Annotated in this window: 16 protein-coding genes, 1 tRNA gene and 1 riboswitch; of the genes, 9 read left to right on the top strand and 8 right to left on the bottom strand. The window is 72.5% G+C overall.

The genetic code is table 11. The annotated features are described in order from the left end of the window. The first annotated feature begins 123 nt into the window (after positions 1-123). A complete protein-coding gene (locus OG767_RS01715; protein WP_405091859.1) occupies positions 124-663 on the top strand; it encodes a phosphoribosyltransferase family protein in 540 nt (179 codons plus the stop codon). Between the two features lie 42 nt (positions 664-705). After that, complete coding sequence (locus tag OG767_RS01710) at positions 706-1,728, top strand: questin oxidase family protein (protein WP_405091858.1); 1,023 nt, start codon at positions 706-708, stop codon at positions 1,726-1,728. Between the two features lie 67 nt (positions 1,729-1,795). On the opposite strand, the gene OG767_RS01705 is transcribed toward OG767_RS01710, so the two are convergent. Beyond that, positions 1,796-2,677 (bottom strand): LLM class flavin-dependent oxidoreductase, encoded by an 882-nt coding sequence (locus OG767_RS01705; RefSeq protein WP_405091857.1) that lies wholly within the window; start codon positions 2,675-2,677, stop codon positions 1,796-1,798. Positions 2,678-2,707: 30 nt separating this feature from the next. Then, positions 2,708-3,763, bottom strand: a complete 1,056-nt coding sequence (locus tag OG767_RS01700) for a MerR family transcriptional regulator (protein WP_405091856.1) — start codon at positions 3,761-3,763, stop codon at positions 2,708-2,710. A gap of 125 nt (positions 3,764-3,888) precedes the next feature. On the opposite strand from OG767_RS01700, the gene OG767_RS01695 reads away from it, so the two are divergent. Beyond that, positions 3,889-4,209: a PadR family transcriptional regulator gene (locus OG767_RS01695; protein ID WP_281934620.1), complete on the top strand. Its 321-nt coding sequence runs from the start codon at positions 3,889-3,891 to the stop codon at positions 4,207-4,209. A gap of 39 nt (positions 4,210-4,248) precedes the next feature. Beyond that, entirely contained in the window at positions 4,249-5,322 is a 1,074-nt protein-coding gene (locus tag OG767_RS01690) for a hypothetical protein (protein WP_405091855.1), read from the top strand. Here OG767_RS01690 and OG767_RS01685 read toward each other — a convergent pair. Continuing rightward, positions 5,309-5,869: an NUDIX hydrolase gene (locus tag OG767_RS01685; protein WP_405091854.1), complete on the bottom strand. Its 561-nt coding sequence runs from the start codon at positions 5,867-5,869 to the stop codon at positions 5,309-5,311. The genes OG767_RS01690 and OG767_RS01685 overlap by 14 nt on opposite strands. A 52-nt stretch (positions 5,870-5,921) precedes the next feature. Here OG767_RS01685 and OG767_RS01680 point away from each other — a divergent pair, with 52 nt between their 5' ends. Together OG767_RS01680 and OG767_RS01675 are read left to right on the top strand one after the other, a co-directional pair. After that, complete coding sequence (locus tag OG767_RS01680; protein ID WP_405091853.1) at positions 5,922-6,458, top strand: GNAT family N-acetyltransferase; 537 nt, start codon at positions 5,922-5,924, stop codon at positions 6,456-6,458. Continuing rightward, positions 6,455-6,781 carry a DUF6331 family protein gene (locus OG767_RS01675; protein WP_405091852.1) on the top strand — a complete coding sequence of 109 codons (327 nt, stop codon included), beginning with the start codon at positions 6,455-6,457 and terminating at the stop codon, positions 6,779-6,781. The genes OG767_RS01680 and OG767_RS01675 overlap by 4 nt, the downstream gene beginning before the upstream one ends. Positions 6,782-6,820: 39 nt before the next feature. Here the strand turns inward: OG767_RS01675 and OG767_RS01670 are convergent, their stop codons facing one another. Next, positions 6,821-7,486 carry a Type 1 glutamine amidotransferase-like domain-containing protein gene (locus tag OG767_RS01670; protein ID WP_405094104.1) on the bottom strand — a complete coding sequence of 222 codons (666 nt, stop codon included), beginning with the start codon at positions 7,484-7,486 and terminating at the stop codon, positions 6,821-6,823. 127 nt (positions 7,487-7,613) lie between these two features. Beyond that, positions 7,614-7,687 (bottom strand) — tRNA-Gly (locus tag OG767_RS01665). Between the two features lie 202 nt (positions 7,688-7,889). Between OG767_RS01665 and OG767_RS01660 the strand changes: the two genes are divergently transcribed. After that, positions 7,890-8,870, top strand: a complete 981-nt coding sequence (locus OG767_RS01660; RefSeq protein WP_281933720.1) for a zinc metalloprotease — start codon at positions 7,890-7,892, stop codon at positions 8,868-8,870. A 72-nt stretch (positions 8,871-8,942) separates the two neighbouring features. Here the strand turns inward: OG767_RS01660 and OG767_RS01655 are convergent, their stop codons facing one another. Further along, positions 8,943-9,524, bottom strand: a complete 582-nt coding sequence (locus OG767_RS01655) for a pyridoxamine 5'-phosphate oxidase family protein (protein WP_405091851.1) — start codon at positions 9,522-9,524, stop codon at positions 8,943-8,945. 78 nt (positions 9,525-9,602) lie between these two features. Between OG767_RS01655 and dcd the strand changes: the two genes are divergently transcribed. Then, positions 9,603-10,181 (top strand): dCTP deaminase, encoded by a 579-nt coding sequence (gene dcd / locus OG767_RS01650; RefSeq protein WP_278108718.1) that lies wholly within the window; start codon positions 9,603-9,605, stop codon positions 10,179-10,181. 71 nt (positions 10,182-10,252) lie between these two features. On the opposite strand, the gene OG767_RS01645 is transcribed toward dcd, so the two are convergent. Beyond that, positions 10,253-11,287 carry an NlpC/P60 family protein gene (locus tag OG767_RS01645; protein WP_405091850.1) on the bottom strand — a complete coding sequence of 345 codons (1,035 nt, stop codon included), beginning with the start codon at positions 11,285-11,287 and terminating at the stop codon, positions 10,253-10,255. A 13-nt stretch (positions 11,288-11,300) separates the two neighbouring features. Then, a riboswitch (cyclic di-AMP (ydaO/yuaA leader) is annotated at positions 11,301-11,436 on the bottom strand. A 231-nt stretch (positions 11,437-11,667) separates the two neighbouring features. On the opposite strand from OG767_RS01645, the gene OG767_RS01640 reads away from it, so the two are divergent. Further along, entirely contained in the window at positions 11,668-13,701 is a 2,034-nt protein-coding gene (locus OG767_RS01640) for an N-acetylmuramoyl-L-alanine amidase (RefSeq protein ID WP_405091849.1), read from the top strand. 65 nt (positions 13,702-13,766) lie between these two features. Here OG767_RS01640 and OG767_RS01635 read toward each other — a convergent pair whose 3' ends face one another. Then, a complete protein-coding gene (locus OG767_RS01635; protein WP_405091848.1) occupies positions 13,767-14,768 on the bottom strand; it encodes an NlpC/P60 family protein in 1,002 nt (333 codons plus the stop codon). Positions 14,769-14,875: the final 107 nt, after the last annotated feature.

The following is a 14,875-nucleotide window of genomic DNA, read 5'->3' as shown; positions in this document are numbered from 1 at the left end:
ACGAGAGAAGCACTTCCGACGTCAACGTGATCATGGTGGTATGCCCGCATTTGCCGTGGTACGTGTAGCCGATCAAGCCACGGCCGTTGGGCCGAACGGTGGACGGGTGGGCAGGATGGAGGCGTGCTGAACCGTCGCCTGGTCGAACTGTTCCGCTGGGCCGACCCCGGGCCGGACAGCAGCCACCTGGTCAGCGACCTCTCCGGCTGGTGGCGTGACCCCGAGGTGCTCGCCGAGGTCGGGCCGGCGCTGGCCGGCCTCTTCCCCGACGCGCGCCCGACCGTGGTGGTCGCCCCCGAGGTGACCGGGCTGCTGCTCGGCCCGCTGGTCGCGGTGGCCGCCGGCGCCGGGTTCCTGCCCGCGTACAAGGACGGTGGCGAGCGACGCCGGATCGGGCCGACGCGGTGGGCCGGGACCCCGCCGGACCACCGGGGGCAGCGGCTCCGGATCGGCGTGGACGGCCGGCGGCTCGGCCCCGGCGACCGGGTGCTGCTGGTGGACGACTGGGTCGACACCGGCGCGCAACTGGACGCGCTGTGCCGGCTGGTGCGCGACGCCGACGCCGAGCCGGTCGGCGCCGCCGCGCTGGTCGCCACCTGCCCGCCGGTCGTCCGCGCGCGACTGCGGGTCCGCGCGCTGCTCACCGGGGACGACCTGCCCTGAGGGGGTTGACCTCAAGCACGCTTCAACCCCGACGATCGGTGGATGGACGACGGCATCCTCGACGAGGCGTACCACCGACTGCACCGCACCGGCCCCGAGTTCGAAGGCTGGCTCTCCAACCACGGGCCGATGGCCGCCGAGGCGCTGGTCCGGCACGGCCAGGGCGCCCGCGTGCACCGCTGGCTCGACGGCTACCTGCGCCGGCTCGACGACCTGCCGCGAGGGCTGCGGCCGATCGACGACTGGCGGGCCGCGCTCGGTGACCCGAAGCGGGCCGGCGACTGGCTCGATCACTTCGACCGCGAGCTGCGCAACCGGCCGTGGCGGGAGGTGCTCGGCGAATGGTGGCCCCGGCTGCTCCCCGGGATCGCGGCCGGTGCCACCCACGGTGTGATCCGGGTCGGACACGCGGTGCGGGTGCTGCACACCGACGGGGAGACCCCGGAGCGCCGCGCCGAGCTGGGCCAGGCGCTCGGCTACTGGGCGGCCCGCTGGCAGCCGGTCCCCGGCGCCGGCCCGCTCACCGGTCACGCCGACGTCGCGGCGGCGCTGGCCGGGGTGCCCCGGATCGCGGACCGCAGCGGCGGCATCCGGGAGCGGCTGGGCCGGCTGACCGGGGAGCCCGGATGGTCGACAGCGGTCACGGCGCTGCGTCCGCCGGCCGACCCGGACCGGGCGGCCCGCACGCTCACCGAGGTGGTGCACCGCGCCGCGCTGGACTACCTGCGGTTCGGGCACGGCGAGCCGGTGATGCTGGTGCACGCGGTCACCGCGCCGACCGCGGTGCTGCGTACCCTGCCGGCCCTGGACCCGGCGCTGCGGGCGCCGAGCGTCGCCGCGGCCTGGGCCGCGACGGCGGCCGTGACCTCGGTGTACGCCGCACCCGCGCCGACCGCCGCCACTCCTGTCGACGGGCCCACCGATCCGGCCGAGGTGTTCGCCCGGGCGGCCCGGCACGGCGACGAACACGTGGTGAAGCTGGCCGACGCGGCGCTGGAGGCGTACGCCGCCACAGGTGACCAGCGGGTGTTGGCCGCCCCCGCCCACGCCGGCCGCCTGATCTGACCGGTGCCGTGAAGGAGGGGCCCCCTGTTAACGCATTCTGCATAACAAGGGGCCCCTCCTAACGCCTCTAGCCGACCCGGCGCAGCTCCGGCAGCAGCGCCGCCGCCTCGGTCAGCACCGCCTCGTCGCCGGCGTACCAACTGCTGGCCCGGGGCCAGTGCGTGATCACGTCGGTGAAGCCCAGCCGGGCCGCCCGGGCCGCCTGCTCCGCGAGGAAGTCCGCGCTGGTCAGCGAGAAGACCGGAGCCGAGTCGAGCGAGAGGTAACGGTCCAGGGTGGCCGGGTCCCGGCCGGCCTGTTCCAGCGCCCGCGTCATTCGGTCGGACAGCTCCGCCACCGTGTCCCACCAGCCCGCCAGGTCGTCACCGGCGAGGCCGGTGGTCACCCACCCCTGCCCGAACCGGGCGACCAGGCGCATCGACCGGGGACCGTTCGCGGCCAGCACGAACGGCACCCGGGGCTGCTGGACGCAGCCGGGGTTGTTGCGGGCGTCCACCGCCGCGAACCACTCCCCGCGCCAGGTCGTGCCGTCCTCGCGCAGGATCAGGTCGAGCAGCTCGGTGAACTCGGCGAACCGGTCGACCCGTTGCCGGGGCGGCAGCGTCTCGCCACCGAGCACGGCCGAGTCGAAGCCGATGCCGCCCGCGCCCAGCCCGAGCAGCACCCGCCCGCCGGACACGTCGTCCAACGCGGTCACCTGCCGGGCGAACGCCGCCGGGTGGCGGAAGTTCGGCGAGGCCACCAGCGTGCCGAGCCGGACCCGGGAGGTCACCGAGGCCGCCGCGGTCAGGGTCGTCCAGGAGTCGAACCAGGGCCCGTCGACCAGGTCACGCCAGCCCAGGTGGTCGTACGTCCAGGCGTGGTCGAAGCCCCACTCGTCCGCCTGCGCCCACCGCCGGCGCGCCTCCGACCAGCGTTGGTCCGGCAGGATCACGATGCCAATCCGCATGATCCCCAGCGTACGGCCCGGGCCGTTCCGCTACGTCGTCACCAGATCGGCCACCACACAGGCGATGTTGTCCGGCGCGCCCGCCGCGTACGCCAGCTCGACCAGGTGCCCGACGGCGGTCTCCGGGTCGTCCGCCCCGGCCAGCGCGGCGTGCAGCGCGCCCGGGTCGACCACTGCGGCGAGGCCGTCCGAGCAGAGCAGGTAGCGGTCACCGGGCAGCGCGGTCCGCAGCGCCAGGTCCGCCTCCACCTCGCCGCCCGCGCCCAGCGCCCGGGCCAGCAGCGCCCGCTGCGGGTGCGCCCCGGCCTCGGCCGGCGTGAGCCGCCCCTGGTCGACGAGCGTCTGCACGTACGTGTGGTCCTGGGTGAGCCGGGACAGCTCGCCGCCCCGCAGCAGGTAGGCCCGGGTGTCCCCGACGTGCACCAGGGCGAGCCGGGTGCCCCGCCGGACGATCGCGGTGAGCGTGCTGGCCGGTCGGTCCGCGGCGGTGGCCTGCGCGCGTACCGCCCGGTCGGCCCGGCTCACCGCGTCGCCCAGCGCGGCGAGCAGGTCGCCCGCCGACGCGTCGGCCGCCGCCAACGGCCGCAGCGCGTCCACCGCCGCCGCGCTGGCGGTCGACCCACCCGGACCGCGTACGCCGTCGGCGACCGCGAGCAGCGTGTCGCTGGCGTACGCGACGTCCTCGTTGGAGTCGCGGACCGTGCCGGTCTCGCAGCGCGCCGCGTACCGGAAGGTGTGTTCGGACATGGTGGTGCCCCTCTCGGTGAGCTGGTCGACGAGGAGTGCGACGGCCCGGCCACGGGCCTCGGTGTCCGCGCTGACCCGCCGCCACCAGGCGTCCAGCGCCTCGGCGGCGGCCGGCGACGGCAGCGCGCTGACGGCCCGGATCTCGGCCAACGGCATGCCGGCCCGGCGCAGCGCGGCGATCAGCCGCGCCCGGTCGAGCTGCTCCGGCGCGTAGTAGCGGTAACCGGAGTGTGGATCCACGGCGGCCGGCGGCAGCAGCCCGCAGTCGTCGTAGACGCGCAGCGCCTTGGCGGTCAGTCCGGCCGCGCGGGCGAACGCCCCGATGGTCAGCAGCCGCACGTCGCTCTCCTCCTCGCGCCGGCCCGGGTGGGCCGGCCCGGACAACGTTGCGGCTTGCCGCAGGGGACGGGTCAAGAGCATTGACCATATATCGAAGACTTATATATGTTGTCGACATGACCCAGATGCGGGAGCCGACGTTCCTGATCCTCACCTCGCTCGCCGGCGGGCCGAGGCACGGCTACGGCATCACCCAGGAGGTCGCCACGCTCTCCGCCGGGCGGGTGAGCCTGCTGCCGGGCACGCTCTACACCGCGCTGGACCGGCTCACCGCCCAGCGCCTCGTCGAACCGGACCGCGAAGAGGTGGTGGACGGCCGGCTGCGTCGCTACTACCGCCTCACCGCGGCCGGCCTCGACGCGCTCACGGCCGAGACCGTCCGGCTACGCCAACTCGCCACCGTCGCCGAGACCCGGCTGCGGGCCCTGCGCCCCCGCACCGCCTGAACCGCCTCCCGCCCGCACCCGCAGACCGTAGGGGAGACCATGTCGCTCGCCCACCAGTACCGGCGGTTGCTCCTCGCCTACCCCCGCCCCTACCGGCGGGAACGCGGCCCGGAGATCCTGGGACTCCTGCTGGACTCGGCGCCACCCGGGCGAACCCGACCCACGCTCCGCGAGGCCGCCGACCTGGTCCGCGGCGGGCTCCGCTGCCGGCTCGGCCGGCCCGCGAGCCGCACCGTCGTCGTCTGGGCGGCGCTGACGGCGCTGATCTGCGGACTGTTCACCGCCGCGCTCGCCGCCCGGCTCACCTGGGAGACGTCCCGGCCGCAGCCGGACCGGGCCGAGTTCGCCGCGGTCTTCACCGAGGCGTTCCCCGGCCACCGGCTGAGCGACGACGTGTCGACCGCGCCCGCACTCTTCGTCTACTACAACCAGCCGCTACGACTCAGCCAGTGGCGTGGGCTCGTCCTCGGTGACGGTGGTGAATACCATGAGGGCTCGGCATCCGGATCAGCATCCGGCCCGATGCCGACGCCCCCGGACCGCACGCTGACGACGGCCGTACATCGGCTGGAGGCCGACGGCTGGCAGGTGCCCGAGCCGACCTCGACAGTGCTCCAGACCTGCGATAACGCCAGGTGCGAGCGGGCCGGCGAGCCGGTCGAGACCGTGCTGGTCGCCCGGCGCGGCGACACCGTCCTGCGGGCCACCTTCAACGACCCCGACATCTACGGTTCGTACCTCTACGTGGAGGTTCAGCGGGCGACGCCGCCCGCCGTGCTCCCCGCCGCCGCTCTCGCCGCGCTGGTCGGCGGCGCCCTGGGCTGGCTGGTCTTCGGCTGGGCGAGCCGGCGCACCGACGGTCGACGTGGCGTGCCACTGCTGCTCGGCATCACCCTCGTCCTCTGGTGGACGCCCGCGGTGCTCGCCACCCCCTCCGTGGTCGGGCACCACCTGAACGAGCCGCATCCGAGCTGGCATCCCCTCTGGGAGTGGCTCGGTCAGCCGGCGCTGTCGCTGTTCTTCCTGGTCGGCCTGGCCGGCGCGGCGACGCTGTCGGCCATCGCGCTCGTGCCGCGCCGCGAGCCGCATCCGCTGACGCTCAGCCCCGGGTGAGCTTGGCCAGCATCCGGCCCAGGTGCGGCTCGACCGTGCCGGCCGGCGCGTCGCCCACCTCGGCCGGCGTCCACCAGCGGACGCCCCGGAACTCGACCGGGTCGGGGGTGAACCGCTGCTCGCGGTGGGCGTCCAACACGTACCAGAGGCTGACGTCGGTGTGCCGCTGCGCAGGCGGGCCGACCGTCTCGGTGACGGTGAGGAACGCCGGTCGCTCGCCGAACGGCGGTGCGAAGACCGCTGGTACGCCCAGCTCCTCCCGCAGCTCGCGGCGCACGGTGTGCACGGGGTGCTCGCCCGGCTCGACGTGGCCGCCGCTGGGCAGCCACCTGCCGGCGTTGCGGTGGTCGACCAGCAGCACCGCGCCGTCGGACGGGTCGCGGAGCAGGAAGTAGGCGACCAGGTGCGGCGACGGGGTGCGCGGTTTGGCCCGGCGGAAGATGTCCTCCGTGCCGGCCAGCCAGACCAACGCCGCCGCCCGGTGCCGGGCCTCCTGCTCGTCGCCCGGCGTCAACGCCTCGACCAGGGCCCGGATCTCGTCGCGCATCCCGCGATGCTGCCATCCGGGTACGACGGGCGTCGGCGACTAGCCTGGCCCGGTGCCGGAACTCGAACGACTCGCCACCCATCACGCCTACGTGCTGTACCGGTTCGAGCGGGAGAACCGGGCCTACTTCGCCCGCTACGTGCCCGACCGCGGCGACGACTACTTCGACCTGTTCGCCGACCGGCTCGCCGCCCTGCTGGACGAGCAGGACCGCGGCATCTGCCACTTCCACGTGCTGGTCGACGACGACGGTTTCGTGCTCGGGCGGTTCAACCTGGTCGACGTGGCCGACGGCAGCGCCGAGCTGGGCTACCGGGTGGCCGAACGCGCCGCCGGACGCGGCCTCGCGCAGCACGGCGTGCGGCGGGTCAGCGAGCTGGCCCGCGACGGGTACGGGCTGCGCCGCCTGGTCGCCGACGCGACGCTGGCGAACCCGGCGTCCCTGGCGGTGCTCCGGCGGACCGGGTTCGTGCCGACCGGGGAGGTGGATCTGGGTGGGGAGCCCGGCCTGCGGCACGTCCTCGACCTGCACCCGGCCCCGGAACAGCACCCTCAGGTCGGCGGCACCCACCCGGGGGATCAGCGGTGAGGGAGGTGTCGGTCGGCATCCCGTCGCCCCTGAGCGGCTGCCTCGACCACTGCGAGGTCGAGTGCGTCCGCCTGTGCTGCGGGATCGACGCCATCTCCACCGATCCCGCCCTCGTCGCGGCGTGGTGCCGTCAGGTGGGGCCGGACGCGGTGGCCGAGGCCCGGCGTCAGCTCGCCGCGTTGGTCGAGGTCGTCCGGGACCGCTCGCACGTCGTCACGTCGACGTTCCTGAACCACCGCACGCACGACGACGCGGCGCGGGGTGAGTTGCTGGACCTCCTGGCCGAGTTGGAGGCGGGATTGGCACGCGGAAACCGGTCCTGAGAAGGCGATCCGGCCCCGCGGTGTGCCGATCGCCTTTCGTCACGACTGTGCCGGGAACAGCTTCCAGTGCCCTTCGGTGACGACCTCGACGCTGCCGTCGATCACCGTGATGGCTGTTGAATCGTCGATCGCGTATGCCGGACCCGACATGCCGGCGGCCCACTTCTCGGCCTCGGCCATGGTGTTCTCCGGCAGGTTCGGGTGATCCAGGTGCGGGAAAATCGAGAAGTCGACCACGCCCAACGTTTCATCGGTCCCGCCGGGCGGGGTCCACGCGACGAATTCGGCCCCGACCCGGGGAGCCATCACCATGCTGCCGGCGCTCGCCCCCACCCAGACCGCATCCAGCGACGGCAGCAACTCCGCCAAGCCGGACTGCCGCATCCAGTGGCTCAGATACAGGGCGTCCCCGCCGCCCACCAGCAGGGCGTCCGCCTCCTGGACCCAGGGCACCCAGCGATCTTCCCCGACGCTGGGCAACGCGGTGAGTTCCAGCACCCCCAACGACTTCCACCCCAACTCGCACATCGGTATGACGGATTGACCGGTGATGAAGCGCCACGCCCCGGCGGGACCGCCCATGGCGTATCCGGCGGTCGGAATGCAGAGGGCGTTGGCGTCGGCAATCGGTTTGCCCAGGAGGCCGACCAGCTCGTCCTGAATGCTCGCGTTCCTGATGCCCGCGGACGTGAGAAGAAGCTTCAAGATCATCCCCCGATGGATCTTCGTCAGTCCCCGGAGAATAGTCCCCTGACCGCGAGTTCGGCGTCCGCTCGCCCCCGCAACGTCGAAGGCCCCGGCGGGACTGTCGTCCTCACCAGGGCCTCGATCGTGGAGCGGGTGACGGGAATCGAACCCGCACTGTCAGCTTGGGAAGCTGATGTTCTGCCATTGAACTACACCCGCGAGCGGCACCACTGTACCTGAGGTCACCACCCCCGTGCACCCAGGTACCCCCGCCCGCGAGGGCCAGCCGAGTTGATCAAGGATGTTGCACGCCGGCAACATATGGCCGTTCTCAAATCCCTCGATGGGATGTAACGTCTGCCACACGTTTCCGACTCGGCGTGACACACCCCCTGGCACGCCGTCAGAAAGAGGTGGGCCCATGGGACTCCGTCCCAACCTGCTGACCCGGCGTACCGCCGGTGTCGCGACGTCGACCCTCGCGCTGCTGCTCAGCACCGCCGCCGTCGGCGTCGTCCCCGCTGCTTCGGCCTTCTCGGCCGCCCCGGCCGGCGTGTGCGCCGAGCCGGCCGACGCTCACGCCGACGCCCGTGTCGCCAAGGGTGGCCACGCCAAGCTCGACCCGAACCACCTGACCGCCAAGCAGGTTCGCGACCGTGAGGCCGACCTCGCCGCCGCGCAGCGCGAGCGGGCCAACTTCCGGACCGGCGCCGTCGCCCCGCTGGCGACCGTGACCATCCCGGTCGTCGTGCACGTCATCCAGGAGAACAGCACCCGCGCCGGCGGCAACATCCCGGACTCGCTGATCACCCAGCAGATCAGCGTGCTCAACCAGGCGTACGCGGGCTCGACCGGCGGCGCGGCCACCGCGTTCAGCTTCCAGCTCACGAAGATCAACCGGGTGACCAACGCGTCGTGGTACCCGATCGTGCAGGGCTCCTCGGCGGAGCGGTCGATGAAGACCTCGCTGCGCACGGGCGGCAAGAACACGCTGAACATGTACCTCGGTGAGCTCAGCGACGGCCTGCTGGGCTGGGCGACCTTCCCGAAGCGGACGCTGGACAAGATGGACGGCGTGGTCGTGCTCGGCGAGTCGCTGCCCGGCGGCACCGCGACCAACTACAACCAGGGCGACACCGGCACCCACGAGATCGGCCACTGGCTGAACCTCTACCACACCTTCCAGGGCGGCTGCTCGGGCTCGGGTGACAGCGTCTCCGACACCCCGGCCGAGGCCTCCCCGGCGTACGAGTGCCCGACCGGTCGGGACACCTGCTCCACGACCGGCAAGGACCCGATCACCAACTTCATGGACTACACCTACGACTCCTGCATGTACCAGTTCACCGCCGGCCAGGCGAGCCGCATGCTGACCGCGTGGAACGCCTACCGCGCGGCCTGATCGCCACCGCACCACGTACCGGTGCCGGCCCCGTCTGCGGACGGGGCCGGCACCGTCGTTTTCCGGGCCCGGTCAGGCAGCCGGCCGGCGGGTGTCGAAGCCGTGCCGACCACGGCGGCCGTCCGGGACGAGCACGTCACGCCGGGCCGCGGCCGGGGGTGGCGACGCCGGAGTGGCGGACAGGGGTGCGACCTCCCCCGGGTCGAGCCAGAGCCGCATCTCCGGGCGGCCGGCACCGATCTGGGTGACCGGGTCACGGCGGGTCAGCATCGCCACGTCGACGGAGAACTCGAAAAGGCGCCAGTCACCCTGCGGCGCCGCCCGGCCGATCCGGGTCAGCCGGTCCACCGTCACCGGATCGGTCACCGGGCGGGCCCGACCGGCCAGGTAAGCCTCGTCGTCGCTCTCCTCCGGCGGGAAGGAGTGCAGCGCGTAACGGCCGTCGCGTTCGAGGTCGCGGCGCTTCGGCGAGTCGATGACGAAGCACCAGAGACCGTCGTCGGTGATCAGCGGCGAGACCGGGTGCACCCGTGGGCCACCGTCGGCGCGGACCGTGGCGAGGTAGCCGAAGCCCGGCCCGTACTGCTGCATCAGAAGGCGGATCTCGGCCGCGAGTCGGGGTTCGTCGGCGGCGAATTCGGACCAGGAAGCCATGCCGACATCCTATCGAACACGTGTACGAAGAAGTAGTCCGACACGCTGGTCACCACCGTCTGTCGCTAGAGTGTTCCGATGCTGCTCTCCGACCGCGACCTGGTCTCCGAGATCAAGGCGGGCACGCTCGCGCTGGAGCCCTTCGAGCCCACGCTGGTGCAGCCGTCCAGCATCGACGTACGCCTGGACCGGCTGTTCCGGGTCTTCAACAACCATCTCTACACCCACATCGACCCGTCGGTGCAGCAGGACGACCTGACGTCGATGGTGGAGGTTCCCGAGGGGCAGCCGTTCGTGCTGCACCCGGGCGAGTTCGTGCTCGCCTCCACGCTGGAGGTGATCTCACTGGGCGAGGAGCTGGCCGGCCGACTGGAGGGCAAGTCGTCGCTGGGGCGGCTCGGTCTGCTCACCCACTCCACGGCCGGCTTCATCGACCCGGGCTTCTCCGGCCACGTCACGCTGGAGCTGTCCAACGTGGCGAATCTACCGATCACGCTCTGGCCGGGCATGAAGATCGGCCAGCTCTGCATCTTCCGGCTCTCGTCGCCGGCCGAGCACCCGTACGGCTCGGCCGTCTACGGCTCGCGCTACCAGGGTCAGCGCGGCCCGACGCCGAGTCGGTCCTGGCAGAGCTGGCGCACCTGGCCGACCCGCTGACGCCGAGCGTGGTTGTTAAGAGGGGCCCCCTGTTATGCGGAATGCGTTAACAGGGGGCCCCTCCTTGCACCTCAGCCGGGGCGGCCGTAGCTGTTGATGTCGCCGTCGTCGACGCGCTTCATGGTGATGGGCTTGCCGGACTGGGAGGCGTGCACCACCCAGCCGTCCCCGACGTACATGCCCACGTGGTGCAGGTCGCCGTAGTAGAAGACCAGGTCACCGGCGCGCAGCTCGGCGCGGCTGACCCGCCTCGTCACGTCGTGCTGCTGGCGGGCGTTGTGCGGCAGCGAGACCCCGGCCTTCGCCCAGGCGGCCATGGTCAGGCCCGAGCAGTCGAAGTGGTCCGGGCCGGCCGCGCCCCACACGTAGATCTTGCCGATCTGGGCGCAGGCGAACTTGACCGCCACCCCGGCCGCGCCGCCCGGGTATCCGGCGGGACAGGGAGCCGGGCGCAGCGGGCCGCCGCCACCGTTGCCGTACACCTTGAGCCGCAGCTTCTGGAGCTTGGCGATCTCGGCGTCGATCTGCTTCTTCTTCGCCGCGAGCTGGGCCTCGGTGCGGCTCAGGTCGGCGACCATCGCGTCCAGCGGCTTCTTCTTCGCGGCCAGCTCGTCGCGCAGCGCGGCGATGTCGCGGACCTGCTCCTGCTGGTGGTGCGCGAAGCGGTCGAGCATTTCCAGGCCGGCGACCAGCTCACTCGGCGAACGGCTGCCCAGCAGCGCGTTGACGGTGGAGAGGTTGTCGCCCTTGTACGCGTCGGCGGCGAGCCCGCCGACCTGGCCGAGCGCGGCGTCCACCCGGGCCTGGAGCGGGGCGATCTGCTTGCCGAGCGCGTCGGCCTGCTTGCGGCGCACCGCGAGCTGCGCGCGGACGGCGTTGACCTGTTCGATGACGGGTTCGAGCTTGTTCCAGTCGCGGTCGATCTGGGCCTCGATCTCGGCGACCGAGGGTTCCGCGTGCGCCGCCGTCGCGCCACCGGTCAGGACGACCGCGGCGCCGACCAGGGCGGCGAGTGTGGTGGTGAAGCGGGACCAGCGGAAACGCGGCACGGCGGCGGACCGGTCGACGGACCGGCTCGACGTCGGCCGCGGGGCATGGTGGGCCACCGGGCGTCCGTACTCCTTCTGCCTGACCGCCTACCGGGTTAGCTGACGGGTTCGGGCGGGAAGGGAAGCGCCCTACCACAGTGGCTGCGGATTCACCCCAGGTACCTGGGTCCCCGGTTCGCCCGTGGGCGACTCGGCGGTGTCGGGCCGTCACCGACCGGGTTGGACGGTGAAACGTGCGGCCGACGATTGACCAGAGTAAGGATTCCCGTTATCGATCCGCAACCCGAACGGCCGTGACACTCCGTACCGGATGCGCCACACGAGCGCGAATGAAGCTTTCTTTCATGTCGGATTACTGCCCGGAAAGGTATTGACCCTTGTGGGTGGGCGGAGTGAGGGTGGAACGCAGTGACCCCCATCCCTGTCCAGGAGGTTCGATGCACCTCTCAGCCCCGCCGTCGAGCAGACGGATCCTGCTCGCCGCCGCCGTGGCGACGGCCACCGCGCTGGCCACCATCGGCCCGGTGAGCGCCGCGCCCCAGGCCAGCCGGCCCACCGGCGACCGCCAGCAGCAGTACGCTGCCGCGGCGGCCGAGTACGGCGTACCGCAGAACGTGCTGCTCGGTGTCTCCTACCTGGAGTCGAGGTGGGACACCCACCCGGGCCAGCCCAGCACCAGCGGCGGCTACGGCCCGATGCACCTGACCGACGCCACGCACGTCCTGGCCACGCCGGGCAGCGCGCACGTCGACGAGGACGAGGACCCGCGCGGCGACGACGCCCGCCCGCTCCGGCTCGACCCGGCCACCGCCGCCGCGCCGACCCGGGAGACGCCGCTGCCGACCGCCTCGCTCCAGACGCTCGACGCCGCCGCCACGCTCACCGGGCTGGACGCGCAGACGCTGCGCACCGACCCGGCGGCGAACATCCGCGGTGGCGCGGCACTGCTGGCGTCGTACCAGAAGGCACTGGGTGGGCCGGTCGGCGCCGGCAGCGACGTCGCGGCCTGGTACGGCGCGGTGGCCCGCTACTCCGGCGCGGACACGTCCGACGCGGCGGCGGCCTTCGCCGACGAGGTCTACGACCAGCTCGGCCAGGGCGCGGCCCGGACCACCGACGACGGGCAGCGGGTCACGCTGGCCGCCAGCGCCATCCGGCCGGACCGGGCCGGGCTGGCCCGGCTCGGGCTGCGTCACGCCGCGCGGCCGGACGGGCTGGAGTGCCCGGTGCGGCTGGCCTGCGAGTGGATTCCCGCCCCCTACGAGCAGCTCAGCGCCGACCCGGGCGACTACGGCAACCACGACCTGGGCGACCGGCCGAAGCAGCAGAAGATCGAATACATCGTCATCCACGACACCGAGGGCTACTTCGCCCCCAGCGTCGACCTGGTGAAGCGGGCCGACTACCTGGGCTGGCACTACACGCTGCGGTCGGTGGACGGCTACGTCGCGCAGCACATCAAGGCCAAGGACGTCGGCTGGCACGCCGGGAACTGGTACGTCAACGCCAAGTCCATCGGCCTGGAGCACGAGGGCTTCGCCGGCCAGGGCACCTGGTACACCGAGGCGATGTACCGCAGCTCGGCCAAGCTGGTCCGCTACCTGGCGCAAAAGTTCGGCATCCCGATGGACCGGCAGCACATCATCGGCCACGACAACGTGCCCGGCATCACCGCCCCGAACGTGCGGGGCATGCACTGGGACCCGGGCCCCTACTGGGACTGGTCGCACTACTTCGACCTGATGAAGGCCCCGTTCCGGACCACCGGCACGTCGCGTACCGGGCTGGTCACCATCGACCCGGACTTCGCCACCAACCGGCCCGCGTTCGTCGGCTGCAACCAGCAGCCGCCGGGCGTCCCGACGCCCACCCCGCCGGCCGCGCCCTGCCCGTCGCGCGGCTCCTCGGCGGTGGTGCTGCGCACCGCGCCGAGCGCGGACGCCCCGCTGGTCAACGACCTCGGGCTGCGCCCGGACGGCACGCCGGACACGATGTACATCTCCGACCACGGCGCCCGCGCCTCCGCCGGACAGACGTACGCGGTGGCCGGCCGCCAGGGCGACTGGACCGCGATCTGGTACCTCGGCCAGAAGGCGTGGTTCCACAACCCGGCCGCCGCGCCCACCGCGAAGTGGGCCACCGGCTTCGTGGTGACGCCGCGTCCCGGCAAGGCCACCATCCCGGTGTACGGCCGCGCCTACCCGGAGCAGGCCGCCTACCCGGAGACCATCCCGTACCAGGCCATCTCCCCGCTCCAGTACACGTTCGCGGCCGGCCAGCGGTACGCGGTCGGCGGTGTGCTGCCGGGCGAGTACTACCGGGCGGTCTCCTACGACGGCTCCGTCCCCGGTGACCGCACCGTGGTCCGTGGCGAGAACCGCTACGTGCAGGTCCAGTTCGGCCACCGGATCATGTTCGTGAACCTCGACGACGTGCTGATCCTGCCGTCGCCGCTCGGCGCGCCGCGCTGACGGCCCACCAGACGGAGGAAGGCCCCCGGTCCGATGAGGACCGGGGGCCTTCGCCGGGACGGGGGTCAGTACGGTCGGCGGTAGCCCGCGACCGGCATGTACTGCACCTTGGCCACCTGGACCGGTTTGCCGGTCCGTGGCGCGTGCACCATCAGGCCGTTGCCCAGGTAGAGCCCGACATGGTGCAGGTCGCTGAAGAAGAAGACCAGGTCACCGGGGCGGGCCTCGCTCGCCGAGATCTTCCGGCCCTCGTTCCACTGCGCGCCGGTGAAGTGGGTCAGCGAGATGCCCGCCGCCTTGTACGCGTACTGCGTCAGGCCGGAGCAGTCGAACGAGTTCGGGCCGGTGGCGCCCCACACGTACGGGTCGCCGACCTGGGCGCACGCCGTCTTGATCGCGGTCCGCGCGGCGCTGCTCACCACCCCGTCGATCGAGGGGCAGCCCTCCGGGCGGATCGAGGTCACCGGCAGCATCCCGGTCAGCCGCTTGATCTCGGAGTCGATCTGCTTCTTCTTCGCCGCCAGGTCGTTCTTCCGCTTGACCTCGGTGGCGATCAACGCGTCCAGCTTCTGCTTCTGCGCGTTGTACTTGTCGCGGGCCGCGAGCACACCGGCGATCTGCCGGCGCTGGTCGTCGGCGATCCGGTCCAGCATGACGAGCTGTTCGGCCAGCGTCCCCGGCTTGGTGCTCACCAGCAGCGCGCCCATCTCCTGGGACGGGCCGCGCATGTAGTAGCGGGAGGCGATGTCGCCGACCTTGTTCATCGCCAGCGTCGAGGCCAGCTCCAGCGGGACCATCTTCTTCTTCAGCTCGACCGACTTCTTCTGGTCGGCCTTGAGCTGGGCGCTGACCTTGTTGTACTGCTCGATCGTGGGTTCGAGCTGCTCCCACTGCTTGTCGATCTGCGCGTCGATCTCGTCCACCGAGGGCGCCGCGTGCGCCGGGGCAGCCAGCATCCCGGCGCCGACCGCGACGGCCGCGACCAGGGTGAGGAGACGGCGTACCACCCGGTGGACCCCGGCCGGCCGGCCGGAGGAAGCGCTCGGGACGTGACGTTGAGGGGGCATGGTTGCCACCGGCACGGACTCCTTTGCAACCGACCGGCGGGCGCCTCGCGAGAGGGAAGATCGAGGCGGACGACCCACGGCGGTCGGTGCATCACATTAGGGAAGGC

Origin of the sequence: Micromonospora sp. NBC_01392 (assembly GCF_045040125.1) — a bacterium.
GTDB lineage: Bacteria > Actinomycetota > Actinomycetes > Mycobacteriales > Micromonosporaceae > Micromonospora.
This window is presented reverse-complemented; position numbering and strand designations above follow the sequence as displayed.

Coding starts and splice junctions, on each gene's coding strand:
- OG767_RS01660 (WP_281933720.1), top strand. CDS start 7,890: ATGGGACTCCGTCCCAACCTGCTGACCCGGCGTACCGCCGGTGTCGCG.
- OG767_RS01640 (WP_405091849.1), top strand. CDS start 11,668: ATGCACCTCTCAGCCCCGCCGTCGAGCAGACGGATCCTGCTCGCCGCC.
- OG767_RS01685 (WP_405091854.1), bottom strand. CDS start 5,869: ATGCGCGACGAGATCCGGGCCCTGGTCGAGGCGTTGACGCCGGGCGAC.
- OG767_RS01635 (WP_405091848.1), bottom strand. CDS start 14,768: ATGCCCCCTCAACGTCACGTCCCGAGCGCTTCCTCCGGCCGGCCGGCC.
- dcd (WP_278108718.1), top strand. CDS start 9,603: ATGCTGCTCTCCGACCGCGACCTGGTCTCCGAGATCAAGGCGGGCACG.
- OG767_RS01690 (WP_405091855.1), top strand. CDS start 4,249: ATGTCGCTCGCCCACCAGTACCGGCGGTTGCTCCTCGCCTACCCCCGC.
- OG767_RS01705 (WP_405091857.1), bottom strand. CDS start 2,677: ATGCGGATTGGCATCGTGATCCTGCCGGACCAACGCTGGTCGGAGGCG.
- OG767_RS01695 (WP_281934620.1), top strand. CDS start 3,889: ATGCGGGAGCCGACGTTCCTGATCCTCACCTCGCTCGCCGGCGGGCCG.
- OG767_RS01710 (WP_405091858.1), top strand. CDS start 706: ATGGACGACGGCATCCTCGACGAGGCGTACCACCGACTGCACCGCACC.
- OG767_RS01655 (WP_405091851.1), bottom strand. CDS start 9,524: ATGGCTTCCTGGTCCGAATTCGCCGCCGACGAACCCCGACTCGCGGCC.